The sequence below is a fragment of the Micrococcus sp. 63XJN7_6_ISO-PGPR-S23-444 genome (assembly GCF_058072765.1).
Window position 1 is genome coordinate 1,539,002 of the sequence record NZ_CM176516.1, and the last position, 19,984, is coordinate 1,558,985.

The 19,984-nt window shown below is 75.5% G+C and carries 17 protein-coding genes; 6 read left to right on the forward strand and 11 right to left on the reverse strand.

Features of this window, described 5'->3' with window-relative positions; genetic code table 11:
* Positions 1-56 precede the first annotated feature (56 nt).
* The 9 genes from AC3RJ9_RS07010 to AC3RJ9_RS07050 all read right to left on the reverse strand — a co-directional run bounded on the left by AC3RJ9_RS07010 (position 57) and on the right by AC3RJ9_RS07050 (position 10,462).
* A complete protein-coding gene (locus AC3RJ9_RS07010; RefSeq protein ID WP_002854873.1) occupies positions 57-1,802 on the reverse strand; it encodes an LpqB family beta-propeller domain-containing protein in 1,746 nt (581 codons plus the stop codon).
* Positions 1,799-3,724: an MtrAB system histidine kinase MtrB gene (gene mtrB, locus AC3RJ9_RS07015; RefSeq protein ID WP_041105228.1), complete on the reverse strand. Its 1,926-nt coding sequence runs from the start codon at positions 3,722-3,724 to the stop codon at positions 1,799-1,801. Before mtrB ends, AC3RJ9_RS07010 begins: the two co-directional genes overlap by 4 nt.
* 4 nt (positions 3,725-3,728) lie before the next feature.
* Entirely contained in the window at positions 3,729-4,409 is a 681-nt protein-coding gene (mtrA, locus tag AC3RJ9_RS07020) for an MtrAB system response regulator MtrA (RefSeq protein WP_036315993.1), read from the reverse strand.
* Positions 4,410-4,561: 152 nt separating this feature from the next.
* A complete protein-coding gene (locus AC3RJ9_RS07025; RefSeq protein WP_041105226.1) occupies positions 4,562-5,677 on the reverse strand; it encodes a hypothetical protein in 1,116 nt (371 codons plus the stop codon).
* Positions 5,670-6,059 (reverse strand): chorismate mutase, encoded by a 390-nt coding sequence (locus AC3RJ9_RS07030; protein WP_041105225.1) that lies wholly within the window; start codon positions 6,057-6,059, stop codon positions 5,670-5,672. The genes AC3RJ9_RS07025 and AC3RJ9_RS07030 overlap by 8 nt, the downstream gene beginning before the upstream one ends.
* Positions 6,060-6,068: 9 nt before the next feature.
* A complete protein-coding gene (mnmA, locus tag AC3RJ9_RS07035; RefSeq protein ID WP_041105223.1) occupies positions 6,069-7,205 on the reverse strand; it encodes a tRNA 2-thiouridine(34) synthase MnmA in 1,137 nt (378 codons plus the stop codon).
* Between the two features lie 39 nt (positions 7,206-7,244).
* Positions 7,245-8,447: a cysteine desulfurase family protein gene (locus AC3RJ9_RS07040; RefSeq protein ID WP_123244136.1), complete on the reverse strand. Its 1,203-nt coding sequence runs from the start codon at positions 8,445-8,447 to the stop codon at positions 7,245-7,247.
* Positions 8,448-8,484: 37 nt separating this feature from the next.
* Complete coding sequence (locus tag AC3RJ9_RS07045) at positions 8,485-9,174, reverse strand: potassium channel family protein (protein ID WP_036315984.1); 690 nt, start codon at positions 9,172-9,174, stop codon at positions 8,485-8,487.
* A complete protein-coding gene (locus AC3RJ9_RS07050; protein WP_036315982.1) occupies positions 9,167-10,462 on the reverse strand; it encodes a TrkH family potassium uptake protein in 1,296 nt (431 codons plus the stop codon). Before AC3RJ9_RS07050 ends, AC3RJ9_RS07045 begins: the two co-directional genes overlap by 8 nt.
* A gap of 128 nt (positions 10,463-10,590) precedes the next feature.
* Here AC3RJ9_RS07050 and folP point away from each other — a divergent pair, with 128 nt between their 5' ends.
* From folP to AC3RJ9_RS07075, 5 genes are read left to right on the forward strand one after another with little or no spacing between them, the layout of a single operon-like run.
* A complete protein-coding gene (folP, locus tag AC3RJ9_RS07055; protein WP_036315981.1) occupies positions 10,591-11,583 on the forward strand; it encodes a dihydropteroate synthase in 993 nt (330 codons plus the stop codon).
* Entirely contained in the window at positions 11,580-12,371 is a 792-nt protein-coding gene (locus AC3RJ9_RS07060; RefSeq protein WP_036315978.1) for a pyrimidine reductase family protein, read from the forward strand. Before folP ends, AC3RJ9_RS07060 begins: the two co-directional genes overlap by 4 nt.
* Complete coding sequence (locus AC3RJ9_RS07065) at positions 12,368-13,321, forward strand: J domain-containing protein (RefSeq protein ID WP_063189526.1); 954 nt, start codon at positions 12,368-12,370, stop codon at positions 13,319-13,321. Before AC3RJ9_RS07060 ends, AC3RJ9_RS07065 begins: the two co-directional genes overlap by 4 nt.
* A 40-nt stretch (positions 13,322-13,361) precedes the next feature.
* The gene (locus tag AC3RJ9_RS07070; protein ID WP_044659766.1) at positions 13,362-13,922 is read left to right on the forward strand and encodes a tRNA (cytidine(34)-2'-O)-methyltransferase; all 561 of its coding nucleotides are present in this window, start codon (positions 13,362-13,364) and stop codon (positions 13,920-13,922) included.
* A 7-nt stretch (positions 13,923-13,929) separates the two neighbouring features.
* A complete protein-coding gene (locus AC3RJ9_RS07075) occupies positions 13,930-15,360 on the forward strand; it encodes an anti-sigma factor (protein ID WP_063189528.1) in 1,431 nt (476 codons plus the stop codon).
* A 63-nt stretch (positions 15,361-15,423) separates the two neighbouring features.
* On the opposite strand, the gene AC3RJ9_RS07080 is transcribed toward AC3RJ9_RS07075, so the two are convergent.
* Entirely contained in the window at positions 15,424-16,203 is a 780-nt protein-coding gene (locus AC3RJ9_RS07080) for a PIG-L deacetylase family protein (protein WP_061867174.1), read from the reverse strand.
* Entirely contained in the window at positions 16,200-17,480 is a 1,281-nt protein-coding gene (locus AC3RJ9_RS07085; RefSeq protein WP_061867013.1) for a S1C family serine protease, read from the reverse strand. The genes AC3RJ9_RS07080 and AC3RJ9_RS07085 overlap by 4 nt, the downstream gene beginning before the upstream one ends.
* A 258-nt stretch (positions 17,481-17,738) precedes the next feature.
* Between AC3RJ9_RS07085 and AC3RJ9_RS07090 the strand changes: the two genes are divergently transcribed.
* Entirely contained in the window at positions 17,739-19,880 is a 2,142-nt protein-coding gene (locus tag AC3RJ9_RS07090) for a TPM domain-containing protein (RefSeq protein WP_123244495.1), read from the forward strand.
* The last annotated feature ends 104 nt before the right edge of the window (positions 19,881-19,984 follow it).

The window sequence follows — 19,984 nt, forward strand, 5'->3', positions numbered from 1 at the left end:
TGCGGGACGGGGCGGCTGTGCAGGAATGGACGACGGGCGCCCGGCGCGGGCCCGGCTCAGTCCGGGAACGAGAGGTCGCGCACCCCGCGGTCGAGCTCCTGCGCCCGCCACGAGGAGCCCACCAGCAGGAACACGAACTCCTCCGTCTCCGCGTAATAGGCGCCGTCGTCGCCGGCGGAGATCCCCCGCAGACCGCCCAGCGGGTTGAGCTCCCGGACGGTGCCGTCGATCGAGACGATCCGCGGCACCACGCGCTCCTCCGGCTTCTCGGCGTACGCCGAGACGAGCAGGTTCGTGTCGCCGGCCCACTCCACCGAGTCCTCCGACCCGGAGGAGGGCAGCAGGATCGGCTCGGTCAGGGCGTTCGGCACCCCGTCCGAACCGCGCACGACGCCGGACACGCGCAGAGTGGTCCGCTGGCCGTCGTCGACGAGCATCGCGGCCCGGGCCCCGCTCCGGGACAACCGCAGGTCGACGATCCGCTCGCCGGGCCGCAGCCACGTGGCCGTCACGATGCGCTCCTGCCCGCCGGGCTGGGCCGAGACGGCGCGGATCCGCGAGGTCGTCCCCCGGTCGGCCGCCCACACCCAGCCCAGGAGGTCCAGCGACGGGACGGTGAGCCCGGTGCCGCGCAGCACCTCCCGCAGGGAGCCGTCCGTGCCGGCGACGTGGACCGCCGTCCGGTCACGGGTGACGAACGCGAAGCGGCTGCGGTCGCCGGACATCGTCGGGCGGACCGGATCGAGCGCGGTGACGTCCGGGGCGCCGCCCACCGGCGTGACGCTGGTCCCCTGCACGTAGACGAGTCCGCCCGTCGCCGTGTCGATGCCCACCTGGACCGAGCCGACGGCGGCGTCGGTCTGGACCGGGGCGGGGCCGTCGTCTCCCGACGTGGACAGCTGGGCGCCGGCGACGGTCACCTCGACCTCCTTGACCGACTGGAGGCCCGTCAGGGTCAGCTCCAGCTGCTCCCGCATGCGGTGCCGCCGGTCGGCGTCGGCCCCCTCGGCAGCCGCCTGGGTGAGGTCGACGTGGGCCACCCCGTCGTCGTCGACGGGCACCGTGGGCGCGGCCAGGTCGGTGCCGGTGCGCAGCGGGAAGGCCGTGTCCACCGCCCCGGCCAGATACGGTGCCGGCCCGCGCAGCAGCGCTCGCGTCACCGCGGTCACGGTGGTGCCCCGATTGACGAACCACCGCACGTCCGGCACGACGTAGCGCTTCGCGGTGTCGTAGAAGGCGAGCTCGTGCGGGGCGAACAGCTGTCCGAACTGCGCCTGGGAGAGCAGCGTGCCGTTCTCCGTGGACGTGATCCGCATGCCCTGCGGCCGTTCCTGCACCGTGACCGCCCAAGCCCGCGTGGTCCCCGGCGGCGCGATGGTCCGCAGGCCGTACTCGTCGATCTCCGAGTCGACCTCGACCTGGATCTGGTAGTGCCCGGCGCCGTCGCCCCGGGTGATGCGCGGCTCCGCCGAGTACACGAGAGTGCGCTGTCCGGGCGTCCACTGGGTGGCCGCTGGCCCGTCGAGGAACTCGCGCGCCACCGCGTAGTCGTCCTGCGGGCTCGTGCCCGCGAGCAGGAAGCCCCGGATGGCCTCCTCCGCTGTGTCCGACTCGGCCGGTCCCGGCGGATGGAACTGCGGCGCGTCGGCGGCCGCGGTGGCCCCGTCGACCGGGTCGGCGCTGCGCACCTCGGAGCTCTGGGGGATCTGGGTGCAGCCGCTGAGGGCGAGCACCAGGGCGACGATCACGCCGACGACGGCGACCCGCGGCGGGCGGGGCGGCTGCGGATCCACGGTGGTCATCGGGCCTCCTCTGCCCCGTTATCGCCGGTCCGGTCCCCGGCAGCCGACCCGTCGGCGGGAGGGACCACGCGCACCGGCCGGGTCGGCGCGGTCAGGGCCTGCTCGGCCTGGCGCGCGGACGGCGGGGCGGCCGCGGCCGCCGCGGCGACGTCCGTGATCGCGCCGGCGGCGTCGGCGTCCGCCTCCTGCGGGACGGGCCGGGACAGGTCATCGGCGTACCGGCGGTCCGCCGTGCTGTAGCGGGGCGGAATGGGCAGCACGGAGCGGCCGATCGGTTCGGGGGCCTCCGCGCCCTGCACGGCCGGGCGCGGCGCCCGCGGCAGGGTCACCATGAAGGTGGATCCCTCCCCCAGCTCGCCCCACGCCTCGAGCCGGCCGCCGTGCAGCCGGGTGTCCTCGGTGGCGATCGCCAGACCCAGTCCGGACCCGCCGGTGGTGCGCTTGCGTGCGGGGTCGGCGCGCCAGAACCGGTCGAACACGCGCTGCACCTGCTCGGGGCTCATGCCGATGCCGTGATCCACGACGGCGAACGTGACGGCCTCCTCGTCGGCCGCCACGAGCACGTCCACCGGCCGGCCCTCGGCGTGCTCGATCGCGTTGTTCACCAGGTTGCGCAGGATCCGTTCGATCCGCCGCGGGTCGACCCAGGCGACGTGGCCGTCGGCGCGGTCCCGGTCCATGGGCACCACGTACACGGGCACGCCGATCTGGTCGGCCAGCGGCTGAGAGGTGAGCACGACGTCGCGGGCCAGCTCGAGCATGTCCGTGGCCTCGAGGGCCGGGGTGGCGGCGCCGGCGTCGAACCGGGTGATCTCCAGCAGGTCCGCGAGCATGGCCTGGAAGCGGTCCACCTGGTGGTAGAGCAGCTCGGTCGAGCGTCGGTTGACCGGGTCGAAGTCCTCGCGTGAGCCGTACAGCACGTCGGCCGCCATCCGCACGGTCGTCAGCGGCGTGCGCAGCTCATGGGAGACGTCCGAGACGAACCGCTGCTGCATCTGGGACAGCTGGGCGAGCTGGCCGATCTGGTCCTGGATGCTGTCCGCCATCCGGTTGAAGGACATGCTCAGGCGGGCCATCTCGTCCTCACCGTCGACCGGCATCCGCACGGCCAGGTTACCGCTCGAGAGGGACTCGGCCGCCCGGGCCGCCTGCTGCACGGGCCGGGTCACCCGCCGCGAGACCCACCACGAGACCAGCACGTTGATCACCAGGAAGCCGACGCCGAACACCAGCAGCACCCCCAGCACCGAGTCGAGCGAGCTCTGGACGTCCGAGAGGTCGTAGACGAGGTAGAGCCCGTAGGTGGCACCCGGGGGCAGCACCACCTGGGCGCCGAACACGAGGCCGGGTCGGGTGCCACCGCCGGGGTCCGGCAGCGCCACGCTCGCGTCATACACGCCCGGCCCGGAGGCGACCGCGTCCTGCAGCTCCTGGGGGATCACCGCGGGATCGAGCCCGGCGGAGGAGATCGTCCCCACGTACGCGGACTCGGAGTCCGGCAGCGGGGCGAGGTGGTAGCGGCGACGGATCGTGGTGCCCGAGTCCCCCTCGAGGGCACGCAGGGTCTGGGTCACCAGCACGTCCGTGCTCTGCGCGTCCGTGGCGGTGGTCTGCGCGAACGTCTCGCGCACCTGGCTCAGGCCACGGCGGGCCTCGGCCTGGACCTGCTCGTAGCGGGCCTCGAAGAGGGCCTGGGTGATCTGCTGCGTCAGGAACGCGGCGACCACGAGGCCCGCGAGGATCGAGAGCAGGGCCGCGAGCACCGCCGTGCGCAGCCGCAGGGACCGGCGCCACCGGCGGCGCAGCGCACGCCACGCGGGGCCGGGGACCCACGACCGTGGGCGGCCGGCGGCGGGCTCGACCGGCTCGGCACCGGACTCGGCCGCCGGGGCCGCGCTCACATCCGGGCCGGACACGGTCATGCGCTCAGCCCTGGCCGGCCTTGTACCCGACGCCGCGGACGGTCAGCACGACGCACGGGTTCTCGGGATCCGGCTCGACCTTGGAGCGCAGGCGCTGGACGTGGACGTTCACGAGCCGGGTGTCGGCCTGGTGCCGGTAGCCCCAGACCTCCTCCAGGAGCATCTCGCGAGTGAAGACGTGGCGCGGCCGCCGGGCGAGGGCCACGAGGAGATCGAACTCCAGCGGGGTGAGGGCGATGCCGACGCCGCCGCGGGTGACCTGGTGGCCCGCCACATCGATCTCGAGGTCCCCGATGTGCAGGACCTCCGCCGGCTTGGCCTCCCCCTCACGCAGGCGCGCCCGGACGCGAGCCACGAGCTCGGCTGGCTTGAACGGCTTGGGCACGTAGTCGTCCGCACCCGACTCGAGGCCGCGCACCACGTCCGCCGTGTCCGATTTGGCCGTGAGCATCACGATCGGCACGTCCGACTCGGCTCGGATGAGCCTGCAGACCTCGATGCCGTCGATGCCGGGGAGCATGAGGTCCAGCAGCACGAGATCGGGGCGCTCGCGGTGGAACGCGGGCAGTGCGGAGGTGCCGTCTGCGGCGAACGTCGGCTCGAAGCCGTCGTTGCGCAGGACGATGCCGATCATCTCGGCCAGCGCCTCGTCGTCGTCCACCACCAGGATCTTGGCCTTGCCCATCCTGACCTCCTCGTCAGCGCTCCCCCCGGCGCCGCGGGCGGGACCGGCCCCGGGCACAGGAAATTTTCAGGATCAGCCCGATGATACCCGCCGGGCGGGCCCGTCCCCGGCGGACGACGCCGGAGGTCGCCCCGGTCCGTCGGGGCGCCGGCTCAGCCGCGCAGCTCGGCGAGCCGTGCGGTCAGCTCCTCCGCGTCCCGCCGCAGAGTGCGGAGCACGGCGGGGTCGTGCGACCCCGCCGCCGTGAGGCCGACGTCGCCCACGCGTCCGGGGTCCACCCCCAGCCGTTCCCACGTGCGGACGACGTCGACCGGGCGCACGCCCGGCTCGGGGGCCAGCGTCAGCCCGCGCCCCACGTCGGCCCAGCCGGCCGCCGCCTCCCACGCCTCGCGGGTGCCGGGCGTGCCGTCCGCGCCGTCGTCGAGGGCGCCCACGCCCACCACGAGGGAGACCGGGGCCGGGGCGGGCGCGTCCGCGGCTGCGTCGGGCCTGGGCAGGGACTCTCCCGTCAGCGTCGCCAGCGCGGCGGGCCCGGGCAGCTCGGCCCCCGGGGAGGCGGCCCGGCGGCCCGGCGCGAGCCACACCCGGGCGACGTCGGGCAGGGCGGTGAGCCCGTCGAGAGCGGCGCGCCACAGCCCGCGGGCCTCCTCGCGCGGCAGCGACCGGACGGTGCGGTACCCGCTCGCGGTGGGCAGGGTCCCGGCGAGGACGGCCGCCGCCCACGGCTCGTCGACGACGACGCCGAGGCGGGCCGCCCCGGTGGCCCTCCGGAGGCGGGGCAGGGCGTCCTGCAGTCCCTCGAGATAGGACTCGGCGACGTCGCGGCGGGCGCCGTGGTCGCCGAGGACGCGCTCTCCCCCGGGCAGCCAGAGGCCGGCGAGCAGGCTGAGCGGGCCGCGCACCCGCACGGCCAGACGTTCGACGACGGCGCCCTCGGCCCCCGCGGTGTCCGCCCAGCGGTGTGCGTCCTCGCGCCAGAGGGAGACGGCGCGGCGTCGGTCACGGCCGGAGCCGGCGGCCCCGGGCGGGCTGACCCGCCAGCCGTGCGGCTGCAGGTCGACGGCCAGCTCCTGCAGAAGGGCGGCCGAGCGGCCGGTGGCGTCGGCGCCGGGTCCGCGATCGGGCAGCTCGGGGAGCACCGGCCAGTGGTCCGCGCCGAGCTCGCCGAGCGTGACGCGCTGCGCCTCGGCGACGTCGGTGCCGCGCCACGGCGTGCCGCCGAGGGCGACGGGGCCGGTGGCGCCGTCGTCGTGGGCGGCCTCAGTCATCCGCGTCCCCGGAGCGCGCCCCCGGCTCCGCCTCGGCGTCCGGCCGGCCCTCGGCCGCCAGCGCGCGGTGGTGGCGGATGACCTCGGCGATGATGAAGTTCAGGAACTTCTCGGCGAACGCGGGCTCGAGGTCCGCCTCGAGCGCGAGCCGGTGCAGCCGCGCGATCTGGGCGGCCTCACGCCCGGGGTCCGAGGGCGGCAGGTCGTGCCGGGCCTTCAGCGCACCGACCCGCTGCGTGAACTTGAACCGCTCGGCCAGCAGGTAGACGAGCGAGGCGTCGATGTTGTCGATGCTGCCGCGGATCGCGAAGAGCTCGTCGAGGACCGCCGGGTCCGCGGTGCCGGGCAGTGAGCTGGCGTGGGGGTCGTAGTCCGGGCTCATGGCCGAAGCCTACGCATCCGCGGGGGCGGACAGCCGGGCATTGCGGGCGGTGTCGATGGTGGCCTGGCCGAGCACGCGGGTGCCCCGGTACAGGACGGCCGTCTGACCGGGAGCCACGCCGCGCAGGGGGCGCACCGGCTCGATCTCCCACCCCGGATGCCCCGCCGCGTCCGCGCGCTGGCGGGCGCGGGCCTCGACGATCTCGCCGTGGGCCCGGAACTGCAGCGCACAGTCGAACCAGGCACCCGTGCGGGCTTCGGGCACCGGGGCGCCGGCCCACGACGGTCGGATGCCGGTGATGCGGTCGACGTCGAGCAGCTCACGCCCGCCGACGACCACGGTGTTCTCCTTCGGCCGCACCTCGAGCACGAACCGGGGCTTGCCGTCGGGCGCGGGACGGCCGATGGCCAGGCCCTTGCGCTGGCCGACCGTGAACGCCTGGGCGCCCGCGTGGGTGCCGAGCTCCTGTCCCTCCGCGTCCACGATGGGGCCGGGGGCCAGGTCGATGCGCTCGGCCAGCCAGCCGCGGGTGTCGCCGTCGGGGATGAAGCAGATGTCGTGGGAGTCCGGCTTCGCCGCCACGGACAGGCCGCGCTCGGCCGCCTCGGCGCGCACGAGCTCCTTGGACGGCGTGTCCGCGAGCGGGAAGAGGCAGTGGGCGAGCTGATCCGCCGTCAGCACGCCGAGCACGTAGGACTGGTCCTTCGCGTCGTCCGCGGCGCGGTGCAGCTCCAGCGAGCCGTCCGGACCGGGCCGCACGGCGGCGTAGTGGCCGGTGCAGACGGCGTCGAAGCCCAGCTCGAGGGCACGCTCGAGCAGCGCCGCGAACTTGATGCGCTCGTTGCAGCGCATGCACGGGTTGGGCGTGCGGCCGGCCTCGTACTCGGCCACGAAGTCGTCCACGACGTCCTCCGCGAACCGCTCGGAGAAGTCCCACGTGTAGAAGGGGATGCCGAGCCGCTCACACGCGCGCCACGCGTCCGAGGCGTCCTCGATGGTGCAGCAGCCGCGCGAGCCGGTGCGCAGGGTGCCGGGCATGCGGGACAGGGCCAGGTGGACGCCGACGACGTCGTGTCCGGCGTCCACGGCACGCGCCGCGGCGACGGCGGAGTCGACTCCCCCGGACATGGCGGCCAGGACCTTCACGGGCGGACTCCTCTCTCGACGGCGGACGGGCGGTCCAGTCTAGACGCCCGGCCCCAGCAGCGTCCGCAGCGCGTCGATGAGCGCGGCCGCCTCGGCCTGCGTCGTCGTCCGGCCGAGGGTGAACCGCTGGGTGGCCCGCGCGTCGGCCTCCGTCCGCCCCGGCAGGGCCGCGACCACGTGCGACGGCTCGGCCACCCCGGCGGTGCACGCGGACCCGGACGAGGTGTCCAGCCCGGCCATGTCGAAGGAGAACAGCAGCGCGTCCGCCGTCCGGCCCGGCACGGTGATGTGGACGTTGCCGGGCAGTCGGTGCGTCCCCGGCGGCAGCGGCTGCCCCGTCGCCGGGTCGAGGTCCCGCGGCCCGGTCAGGCGCACCCCATCCAGGGCGTCGACGGCGGCGATCACCTCGTCCCGCAGCCCGCCCAGGCGGGCGGCCTCGGCGGGCTGCTCCGCGACAGCCTCCGCCACGGCGGCCGCGAGCGCGGCGGCCAGGGCCACCGAGACCGTGCCCGAGCGCAGGCGGCGCTCCTGGCCGCCGCCGTGCACCACGGCCTCCAGCGTGACGTCCCGGCGCACGAGCAGGGCGCCGACACCCACGGGGGCGCCGACCTTGTGCCCCGAGACGGCCAGGGTCGCGGCCCCGGACGCGGCGAAGTCCACGGGCACCGCCCCGAGGGCCTGGACGGCGTCGGTGTGCAACGGGACCCCGTGGTCGGCCGCGAGCCGGGCGGCCTCGGCCACGGGCTGGACCGTGCCGATCTCGTTGTTGGCCCACATCAGCGTGGCCAGGGCGGTCCGCTCGGGCGCGGTCGCCAGCGCGGCCCCCCATGCGGCGAGGTCGACCCGCCCGTCGTCGTCGACCGGGACGAGCACCGGCTCGGCGCCCTCGTGCGCGGCGAGCCAGTCCACCACGTCGAGGACCGCGTGGTGCTCGATGCCGGTCAGCACGATCCGGGTGCGCTCCGGAGCGGCCGCGCGGCGGGCCCGGTACAGCCCCTGGATGGCTAGGTTGTCCGCCTCGGTGCCCCCGGACGTGAGGATCACCTCGGTGGGGTGCGCCCCGAGCGCCGCGGCGATGCGCTCCCGCGCCTCCTCGAGGCGCAGCTTGGCCCGGCGGCCGGAGGCGTGGAGGGAGGCCGGGTTGCCGGGCAGCGCGGCCGCCTCGGCCAGGGCCGCGAGCGCGGTGGGGCGCACCGTCGTGGTGGCGGCGTGGTCCAGGTGCACGCGGTCCGGGGTGGTCACCCGGCCAGTCTAGGAGCCGCGCCGGATGTGCCCCGGCTCAGTCCCGGGCGAGGAACCGCTCGACGTCGCGGGTCGGGCCCACCAGGAGGATCGTGTCCTCGGGCTCGAGCACGTAGTGACTCGGCGGGTAGAGCCACGTGCCGCGGCTGCGGACGGCGACCACGCGCATGCCCCGCTCCCCCGCGAGCCCGGTGGCTCGCAGGTCCCTGCCCAGCAGGCGCGACGGCGGCGTGGCCCGGACCATGGCCAGGCCCGGCTCGACCTCGACGAAGTCCTGGAAGGACGTGCTGACCAGGTGCGCCACGCGGCGGCCCATGTCCCGCTCCGGGTGGACCACGTGCTCCACGCCGAGCTGACGCAGGATCTCGCCGTGGCGGTCGTCATTGGCCTTGGCCCAGAGCTGGTGCGTCCCGAACCGCCGCATCAGCGAGACGGTGAGGATCGAGTCCGCGAGGTCGCCGCCGATGGCGACGACGACGTGGTCCATCTCGTGGACCGAGAGCTGGCGCATCGCCTCCTCGTCCGTGCTGTCCGCGCGGACGACGTGGGTCAGCCGGCCGTTGAGCGCCTGGACGGCCTCGGCATCGGCGTCGACCCCCAGCACGTGGCAGTCGGACTCCATGAGCTCGCGGGCGACCCCGGAGCCGAACCGGCCGAGCCCGAGGACGGCCACGGTGGGGCGGTCGCCCCGGCGGGGGGCGAACAGGGAACGGGTGAGATCAGCCAATGAGGGGTCTCTCCTTCGGGTACTCGAAGTGGCGGGTGCGGTCGGTCAGGGCCAGGCTGCCGGCGACGGTGGCGGGGCCGATGCGGCCGACGAACATGAGGAGCATCAGGATGCCCTGCGCGGCCGGCGGCAGCTGGGCGGTGATGCCGGTGGACAGGCCCACCGTGCTGAACGCGGACACGCACTCGAACAGGATCTGGTCGGTCGTGAACGAGGACAGGCCCATGAGCGCCATCGTGGCGACGGCGATCGCGGTCGCGGAGAGCATGATCACGGTGATCGCCTCGCGGTGCGTGGTCCGGGAGAGCCGGCGGCCGAACGCATGGACGGCGCCCTCCCCCCGGATCTCCGCGAGCACGATGAACAGCAGGACGCTCGCCGTCGTGATCTTCACGCCCGAGGCGGTGCCGGCGGGGCCGCCGCCGATGAACATGAGCACGTCGGTGGCGAAGAGCGTCACGGGGTGCATCTGCCCGTAGTCCAGGGTGTTGAAGCCGGCGGTGCGGGTCGTGACGGACTGGAAGAACGCCGCGAGCACGCGCGAGGCCGGGTCCAGACCGCCCAGGGTCCGCGGGTTGGACCACTCGAGGACGAGGTACATGAGCGTGCCGCCCACCAGCAGCACCGCGGTGCCCACGAGCACGAGCCGGACCGTGAGGTTCCACCGCTCGGGTCGGCGCAGGTCTCGCCGCAGGGTCAGCACGACCGGCAGGCCCAGGCCGCCCAAGATGATCGCCGCCGCGATCGGCAGGCAGATGAACGGGTCCGAGACGAAGCCCATGAGGTTGTCGCTGAACAGCGCGAACCCGGCGTTGTTGAATGCGGAGACCGCGTGGAAGACCCCCTGCCACAGTGCCTGGCCCGGGGACATTCCCGCGCCCAGCCAGAAGCGCAGGCTCAGCAGCAGCGCCACCGAGGCCTCGACGGCCGTGGAGTACAGGATCAGGGCCCGCAGCACCCGGGGCAGGTCCCCGATCCCCTCGGCCCGGGTGGAGGCCGCGGCGTCGAGGCGCTGGGTGAGGCCGAGCCGCCGGAGGATCACCAGCCCCAGCAGCGACGTGAACGTCATGACGCCCAGGCCACCGAGCTTGATGAGCGTGAGGATCACGAGCTGACCCAGGGGTGTCCAGAACGTCTGGGTGTCCACGACGCCGAGGCCCGTCACCGTGGTGGCGCTGGTCGCCGTGAACGCGGCCTCCAGCGGGGTGGGCGCGCGGCCCTGATACGAGGCGGGCAGCAGCAGTGCGCCGGTGCCCGTCACGATGGCGACGAGGAAGGACCCGACCACGAGCTGGGTCGGACGGATGCGGGGCCGACGCGGGCCGACCCGCGGCGACGAGGTAAATGTCACGGGAGGGAAACATAGTCCTTCCGGGGCGCACTGTCACCGTGCGGCGCCGGTGGTTGAATGGCCGGGTGCCGACCCCCTCCGTCCCGCTCGTCCACCCGGTGCACCGGTTCGCCCACCACGAGATCGACTTCCGCCGCCGGATCGTCACGATGGCCGTGGTCAACCGCACCCCGGACTCCTTCTACGACGACGGCGCCGGCGCCGTCCTGGAGGACGCCCTCGCCCAGGCCCACGCCGCGGCGGACGCCGGAGCCGAGTGGGTCGACGTCGGCGGCGTGCCGTTCGCGCCCGGGGCGGAGCTCGACCCGACCGAGGAGGCGGCGCGGGTGGTCCCCCTGATCGCGGCCCTGCGGAGCGGGGACGGGGCCGGGTCGTCCGAGGCATCGCGCCGGCTGATCCTCTCGGCGGACACGTTCCAGCCGGCCGTGGCCGAGGCGGCCCTGGCGGCGGGGGCGGACGTCGTCAACGACACCACGGGACTGTTCCACGCGGACCTGGGCCGGGTGGTGGCCGCCGCGGGCGCGCACCTCGTGGTCACCCACTCCCTCGCCCACGTGCGCGGACCCCGGGCCGTGGTCCCCCGGCCGACCTACGGCGACGTCGTCAGGGAGGTCCGCGACCACCTGCGGCGCACCGTCGACCGGGCCGTGGCGCTCGGCGTCCCCGAGGAGAGGATCATCGTGGACCCCGGCCACGATCTGAACAAGAACACCCGGCACACCCTCGAGATCACGCGGCGGCTGGACGAGATCGCCACCCTGGGGCTGCCCGTGCTGGCCGCGGTCTCGAACAAGGACTTCATCGGCGAGAGCCTGGACCGGCACCGGCACGAGCGCCTGCCCGGCTCGCTGGCCGCGGCCGCGGCCTGCGTGTACGGCGGCGCCCGGATCCTGCGCATGCACGACGCCGACGCCTCCGTCTCGGCGGCCCGCATGCTCGAGTGCGTGTTCGGGTGGCGTCAGCCGGCGCGCCTGGTCCACAACATGGGCGCGGAGAACCCGCCGCCGGACCGCAGCACCCTGGCCGGACACCGCGCCCACCGCGGGGGGCGGGCATGAGACGGCTGACCGAGACCGGCCCCGGCCTGGACGACGACGCCCTCCGCACCGCCCTCGCGGCCCCGGCGGCTGAGGACACCGGCCCCGGACCCTGGGTCCGCGTCGTGTTCATCGCCTCCGCCGACGGCGCGGCCACCCTGGACGGCCGTGCGGGCGGGCTCGGTTCCCCCGCGGACCAGCGGCTGCTCTCGCTGTCCCGGCACGACGCCGACGTCGTGCTCGTGGGGGCCGGGACCATCCGGGCCGAGGGCTACGAGGGTGCGCTGCTGTCCGAGGAGGACCGGCGTCGACGCGCGGAGGCCGGCGGGCCCGCGGACCCGCCCGTGGCCGTGGTCAGCGGCAGCCTGGACCTGGACCCGGCGTCCGCGTTCTTCACGGCCGCCCCGGTGCGCCCCTGGATCCTGACGTCCCGGGCCGCCCTCGCGGCCGAGCCGGAGCGGGCGGCGGCGCTGGCCGCGCGCGCGGACGTGCTGGCGGTCGGCGAGGAGCACGTGGACCCCCAGACCGTGGTGGCGACCCTGCACGCGCGCGGCGCCCGCGTCGTCCACTGCGAGGGCGGACCGCGCCTGTTCGGCAGCCTCGCGGCGGCCGGCCTCGTGGACGAGGTGCACCTCACCGTGGCGCCGCTGCTGGCCGGACCCGCCGCCGGCCGCGTCCTGACCGGCGAGGACGGCCCCGGCCTCCCCGCCCGGCTGCAGCTGGTCCAGGTGCTCCACGACGACGGCATGCTGTTCCTGCGCCTGCACCACGAGCGGCACGCCTCCCCCGGCCCGGACCCCACGCCGTGAGCGCGGCCGAGGAGCACCGCACCGCCTACGAGGTCCTGGGCGTGCCCCGCGACGCGACCGCCGAGGAGGTCCGGCGGGCCTACCGCCGCGCGGCCCGGGCCGCGCACCCCGACGTCGGCGGCGACCCCGCCGCCTTCCGGGCCGTGACGCGGGCGTGGGACCTCCTCGGCGACGCCGAGGCCCGGCGCCGATACGACCTCTCGCTGCCCGGCCCGGACGTCGGTCCCCGCGGCCCCCGCGCGACGGCCGGATCAGGGCGGGCGAGACCGTCGGGACGGTCCGGACCCGGCGGACGTGCCGCCCGCCCCGTGCGCTACGAGCCCCCGCCCGGCGAGGCGGAGGCGGACCCGACCGTGCTGGACCTGCCGCGATCGAGCCAACGCGTCCACGGGGCGCCGCGGCCGCGCGGGATCCTGCCGGACGAGCACCGGGTGCTGCGGCAGGCCCGCACCCTCGACGTGCTGCTGCGCCACGTGGCGGACGCGCTCCCGGCCGCCCGGGTCCTGACCGGGCTGCGGCTGGGCGGGCGCTGGGGACGGCACCTCGACGTGGACCACGCGGTGCTGTGCGGCCACCGCCTGGCGCTGATCGGCTCCGTCATGGTCCCGGAGGGGACCTACACCTGGGACGGGGCGGACCTGCGCTCCCGGGGCCGCCCCGTGGCCCCGCCGCTGCTCGGCCCCGCGATGATGGCGTGGCAGCAGGCCCTGCCCCAGGTCACCGTCGGCGGATTCGTGCACGTGATGACGGACCGCGACGCGCGGCACGCCCCCGTGATCCGCCACACGCGCGGCGCCGACGCGCCGGAGGCGCAGGCCGACCTGCTCACCGCCCCGCCCGCGCCCGGGATCGCGTTCGCGCGCGAGGTCGCGCTCTTCCTGGGCACCGGCACGGACCCGGATCTCGTGGACCGGCGCGCGCTCGGCGCGCTGGTCGGCCGGCTCCACTGAGGCACGTCCCCGCCCGGCGGCGCCCCACTAGGCTGGGCGCGTGCCCGACTCCCCCACCCCACCCCGACCGAACCCGCACGAGGGCGCCGACCGCGCCCCGGCGCCCGGCACCCCCGGCTTCCGGATCCTGCTGCTCACCCCGGAGATCCCCGGCAACACCGGCAACGCGATCCGGCTCGCCGCCCTCACGGGGGCCGAGCTGCACCTCGTGGAGCCGCTGGGCTTCGGGTTCGAGGACGCCCACCTGCGCCGCGCCGGCCTGGACTACCACGACCTCGCGGTGGTGACGGTGCACCCGGACCTCGACGCTGCGCTCGCGGCCCTCGCCCCCGCCCGTGTGCTGGCCTTCACCGCGCGCGGGTCCGTGCGGCACGACCGGGTCGCCTACCGGCCCGGCGACGTGCTGCTCTTCGGCCGCGAGTCCACCGGCCTGCCCGAGGAGGTGCTGACCGATCCGCGGGTCACCGAGACCGTCTGCCTGCCCATGCAGCCGGCCCGTCGGTCCCTGAACCTGGCGAACGCCGTCTCCATCGCCGTGTACGAGGCCTGGCGCCAGCACGACTTCGCCGGGTCCGCTGCCCGCCCCGATTCCCTAGACTGAGGCCACCATGCAGACTCCTGACGCGTCCGAGCCCCACGCCGACCGCCCCGATGACGCCGGCCAGCCCGCCCTGGACACCCTCCTGCGCCGCAGCGCCGAGGGTGACCGGGCCGCGTTCTCCGCGTTCTACGACGCCACGGTCCCGTGGGTGCACGGCCTGGCCGAAGCGATGTTCGGCCCCGGCGACGACGCCGCCGCGGCCACGGTCCGCACCTACCTGACGGCATGGGAGGAGGCGTCCGAGGCCGGCCTCGACCTGAGCGAGCAGGACGACGCGACCCACCGCGAACGCCAGGTGTTCACGTGGCTCGAGGTCCTCGCCCACCGCGTGATGACCTCGCTGCGCCGCGCCGGCGGCTCCGCGGCGGAACGTGGGCGTCGTCCCGGCCCGGCCGGCCCCGCCGCGCTGCCGGAGGACCTCATGGACCGGGTGGACCCGGACGCGTTCGAGGCCGTGCGGCTGGCCTGGCTGGGCGGCTGCACGGACCGGGAGGTCGCCGATCGGCTGGATCTGCCGGCCGACCGGGCCCGCACCCTCCTGCGCGACGGCGTCCGGCAGGTCGTCGCGGCCCGCCGCGACATCACCCAGGACGCCGCCCGGCCGTCCGCGCCGGCCCCGGCGACCGGCCCGGCCCTCGGCGCGGACGTGCGCGAGGACGTGGACGCCGGCCGCGCACTCGAGCTGGCCGACCTCTCGGCTGTGCACGCCCTCGACACGGCCGGGCACACCGCGGCCTTCTCCGCCGTGCAGCGGCGGGGCGGCGAGCTGGCCCGGTGGCGCTCCCGGGTGGACGGGGCGCGCCAGGCGGTGGCCTGGGCGTTCCGGTCCGTGACGGCCGAGCCGCCGTCGGCCCTGCTCGACGAGGTCCTGCGTCGCCTGCCCGCCCAGGACGTGGGCATGGACCTGATCGGCGACGAGTCCACCCCCGCCGGCCCGCCGCGGGACCGCCTGCGCTGGCTCAAGGTGACCGCCCTCCTGCTGCTCGCGGCCCTCGTGCTCGGCATCGGCGGGTGGACGGTGTGGAGCCAGTTCACGCGACCGGGCATCGTGCACCGCATCGACCAGTCGAAGGACCTGTTCACGACCTCGGAGTACCCGGCCCAGGACGGCGGCACGGTCCAGGCGTTCCTGTCCCGGGAGCAGAACAGCGGCTACCTGACGATCAGCGGGATGCCCCAGCTGCCGGAGGGTCAGTCCTACCAGCTGTGGCTCTACCCCTCGGACGGCACGGCCCCGGCCTCCCTCGGCACGTACGACGCCAACGGCTTCGGCGAGCCCGTCACCTTCCGGGGGCTGGACCGCTTCGCGGCGATGGGCATCTCCGTGGAGCCCAGCTCGGGATCGGAGGTGCCGACGTCGGAGCCCATCGTCGGCGTGGACCTCGACCCCACCGCGCAGACCGGCCCGCGCTACGGCGGGCGACCGAGCACCAACTGAGAGGTCCCGCAGGGGGAGGGCCGACGACGCGTCCCGTCGTCGGCCCTCCCCTGCGGGCACGGTTCAGAACCCGGCGATGGTGCCCGGGCCGTTGACCGTGACCAGGTGGAACGCCTCGGCGTGGCCCGGCCCGGCGGCCGGGCCGGCGGCGTGCCGGTGGTGCTCGGCCATCTGGGCGAGCACGTGCCGCCGCATCGCGTCGACGTCCGGGTGCTGGGAGAGGTGGGCGTCGAGGGCGCGCAGCTTCTGCTCCGCCAGGCCCGTGACGTCCACGACCGTGTTCCGGCGTGCGGCGGGGGCGGCGTACAGCAGCAGGTTCCGGATCTTGAACGCCTCCAGCCCCTCCGCCGCGAGCTCCGGGTACGCGTACGGGTTCTCGACCGCCGGGTACGCGGCGCGCACCACGGCCTCGCCGCAGGCGAGGTGGTCCGGGTGTGCGGCCTGCATCCGCTCCCAGTCCCGCTCGGGGTGAGTGCTGAGGACGACGTCCGGGCGGACGCGGCGCATCAGGGCCACGAGCTTGCGGCGCACGCCGTGGTCCGGCTCGAGGTGTCCGTCGCGCTCGCCGAGGAAGTGGACCTCGGCGGCACCGACGACGGCGGCGGCCGCGCGCTGTTCGGCGTGCCGGCGGGCGGTCATCGCCTCGGCACCCTCCGAGTCGAAGCCGCCGGCGTCCCCGTCCGTCACGATGCACAGCTCGATGTGCAGCCCGGCCGCGCTGAATCCGGCCAGGGTGGCGGCGGCCCCGAAGTCGAGGTCGTCCGGATGGGCGCCGACGGCCAAGACCCGGCGCCAGCCGTGGTGGGCGGCGAGCTCAGCGGGGGTGGTGAGTGTGGTGGTCAGGATTGGGTGTCCTCCGTGAACGTCACCTCGGTCTTCTGCTCCGCGCCGTCGCGGAGGTAGGTGACGTCCACCGAGTCTCCCACGCGGTACTCGCGGACGACGGCGGTGAGGGACTCGGAGTCGATCACCGCGCGGTCGCCGACGGCGGTGATCACGTCGCCCTCCTTCAGCCCGGCCGCGTCGGCCGCCGACCCTCCCACGACCTGCTGGACGCGGGCGCCGTCGCTGAACACGGTCTGAGCGTTCTCGCCGCCGCCCTGCACCTCGGCGGGCTCCGGGGTGACGCTCACGCCGAGCATGGCATGCGTGGCCTTGCCGTGGTCGATCAGGTCCTGCGCGACCCGCTGGGCGTAGTCCACGGGGATGGCGAAGCCGACCCCGATGTTGCCCGCCTCGCTCGGGTCCTGGCCGGCCGAGGCGATCGCGACGTTCACGCCCACCAGGCGACCCTCGGCGTCGACGAGCGCGCCTCCGGAGTTGCCGGGGTTGATGGCCGCGTCGGTCTGCAGCACGTTGATGTACACCTCGCCCCGGGTGCCCTGCGGGGTGCCCGGCAGCTGGAAACGGTACTGGTCGGAGCCGGAGGACGAGCCGGAGCTCTCGCCCTGCGGCTCGGGCGCCTCGGAGGACGCCACCGCGATGGTCCGGTCCAGGGTGGAGATGATCCCGTCGGTCACGGTGTTCGGCAGGCCCAGGGGGGCGCCGATGGCGACGGCCTCGTCCCCGACCTTCAAATCCCCGGACCGGCCGATCTGGATGGGGGTGAGGTCCGGGGCGTCGATCTTGATGACGGCCAGGTCGGACAGCGGGTCGGTGCCCACGACGGTGGCAGCGTAGACCTCCCCGTCCGAGGTGCGCACCGTCAGCTCGGCGTCGTTGGCCTGGCCGCCGAGGGTGACCACGTGGGTGTTCGTGAGGATGTGCCCCTCCGTGTCCAGGATCGACCCGGACCCGGAACCGGAGGCGGAGCTCGACGTCGCGGAGATGGTCACCACGGAGGGCAGCGCGGTCCTCGCGGCGTCCCCCACGGCGGTGTCCGCCACGGGCTGTCCCCCGGCCTCGGCCGAGGTGTCCGTCGCCTGCGAGGACGAGGAGCTCGCGGCCTCGGACGCGGCCTCGCCGCCGTCCTCCGCGACCGCGCAACCGGAGAGCCCCACCATGAGCACGGCCGCGGCGAGCAGGCCCGCCCCGGCACGGGCGCGGGACTGGGGCCGGGGACGCGCGACGGTGCGGGCCGTCGGCACGGGGGGCTGGGTGGGGGCGGCGGTCTGGTCCACGGGGTCCTCGCTTCGGGTCGGGCCCCGGGCGGTCGACACGGACGCCCGTCGTCTTGCGGACGCGCGCCCCGGGGCACGTCCACGCTAGCGTGCATGACTGAACGCCGCCTAGAGGTCGGCCGAACGTCCGCTCCTCCCACGGTTCCGGCCGCGCCGGATCCCTGGTGCCCGATTCCCACGCCGCCCTACACTCAACCCCAGGATCCGGCGGGTCCGCCCGGTGCGGCGGCTCGCCTCCGCCGTCGAAGGAGACCCCACATGACCGTGCTCACCCGCCCCGCCGATGTCGGCCGTCTGGCGCGTGCCGTGACCGCCGCGGGCCTGGGAGGTCTGGGCCTCCTGGTGGCGGCACCCACCGCGCAGGCCGTGGCGGTGCCGCCGGGCGTGTACGTGGTGGACGAGGCCGGTGTGCTCTCGACCTCGGATGAGCAGCGCCTGACCCAGGAGATCCAGGACCTACGCCGGGACACCGGGCAGGGGCTGTACGTCGTCTACGTGGATGAGTTCAGCACGGACGCCCAGACGCTGGCCCAGGACGTGGCGCGCCAGCGCGGGCTCGGGACGAACGACTCGGTCCTGGCGATCGCGGTCGAGGAGCGCGCCTATGGGCTGGACAGCGGCGGGGACGCGAACCTGCAGAACCAGGTGACGCGCACCTACGTGGGCCCGCAGCTGTCCAAGATCGGCACGGACCCCGGCTCGGCGGAATGGCTCGCGGTGGGCATCGCCGCGGTGCAGGGGCTCGACGACGCCGCCGACGGCACGCTCGACGGCACGGGGGCCAGCGGGGCCGAGTACGATCCGGCCGGCGCCCTGCCGGCCGGCACCACGGGCGGCGGGAGCACGGCCCAGGGCGCCTCCGACGGCGGTGGGGCCCTGACGGCGGTCCTCGGCGCAGGTGCGGTGGCCGCGGCCGTGGGCGGCGGCGTGCTCGTGGCCCGCAGCCGGAGGCGCACGCAGGGTGGCGCCGTCGAACGGGGCCGCACCGAGGAGGCCCGCCGCGACCCCCTCGACGAGCTCAGCGTGGAGCAGCTGCGCACCCAGGCCGGCTCGAAGCTCGTGGCCGCGGACGACGCCATCCGCTCCTCGGAACAGGAGCTGGGCTTCGCCGAGGCGTCCTACGGGGAGAAGTCCGTGGCGACGTTCCGCCAGGACATCGACCAGGCCAAGGAGCACATGCGGGCCTCGTTCCAGCTCCAGCACCAGCTCGACGACGAGATCCCGGACACCGAGGCCGAGCAGCGCGCCTGGCTCAAGGAGATCATCCAGCGCAGCGAGGCCGTGGGTGCGTCCCTGGCGGCGCACAAGAAGGAGTTCGACTCCCTGCGCGACCTCGAGAACCAGGTGCCCGAGGCCCTCGAGCGTCTCGAAGCCCGCCTGCCCGAGGCCCGGTCCCGGGTGCAGGACTCCGAGTCGGCGATCACCGCGCTGCACGGCCAGTACGCGGAGTCCGCCCTCGCCGAGGTCGCGGACAACGCGGCGCAGGCCCGGGAGAGGCTCGAGTTCGTGGAGACCGCCCTCGCGAAGTCGCGGAGCGCGTGGGAAGCCCAGGACCGCTCCACGGCGGCGCTGGCCGTGCGTGCCGCCGAGGAGGCGCTCAGCCAGGTGGACACGCTCACCGAGGCGGTCGGCAAGGCCGAAGGGTCCCTGCGGGCCATGCTGGGCAACCTGCAGACGGGCCTCGCCCAGTCCGAGCAGGACGTGGCCGAGGCCGAAGCGCTCGTGGCCAACGGATCGCACCCCGAGCTGGCCGGCCCGGTGGCGGGGATGAAGACCGCCGTGAACGCTGTGCGCCAGGCCCTCGCGGCCGGCCGCCCGGATCCCCTGGAGCTGCTCCACCAGCTCGAGGCCGCGCACCGCCAGCTCAACACCCCCCTTGCCGGCGTCCGCGACGCTCGCGAGCAGGCCCGCCAGGCCTCCCAGGTGCTCACCTCCACGATCGCCCAGGCACAGGCGCAGATCGACGGCACGGCCGACTTCATCGGCGCCCGACGCGGTGCCGTGGGCTCGGAGGCCCGGACCCGGCTCGCGGAGGCCGACCACACGCTGCGTTCGGCGATCAGCCTCGGCCGCACCGACCCCGTGGCCGCCCTCCAGCAGGCGCAGCGCGCCTCCCAGCTGGCCGAGCGCGCGAGCGAGCTGGCCCGCGCGGACGTCGAGGGCTTCGGCTACGGCCCAGGCATGGGCGGCAGGTACGGCACGCGCCCGCGCGCCGGAGTGGGCGGCAGCTTCGGCGGTGGCCTCGGCGGCGCGCTGCTCGGCGGCATCCTGATGAACTCGATCCTGAACAGCGGCCACGGTGACAGCTGGGGCGGCGGCGGCTTCGGCGGGTTCGACGGCGGCGGCCTCGGCGGCGGCGACTTCGGCGGGTTCGGCGACATCTCCGGCGGCGGCTTCTGACCGCCGCCCCATGAACTCCGGCGCCCCGGGCGCCGGCCCGGCCCGCACGCGCGGGACGGGGTGGACGCAGGCCGACGGTCTGCGCTGACGTGAAAGACCGACGA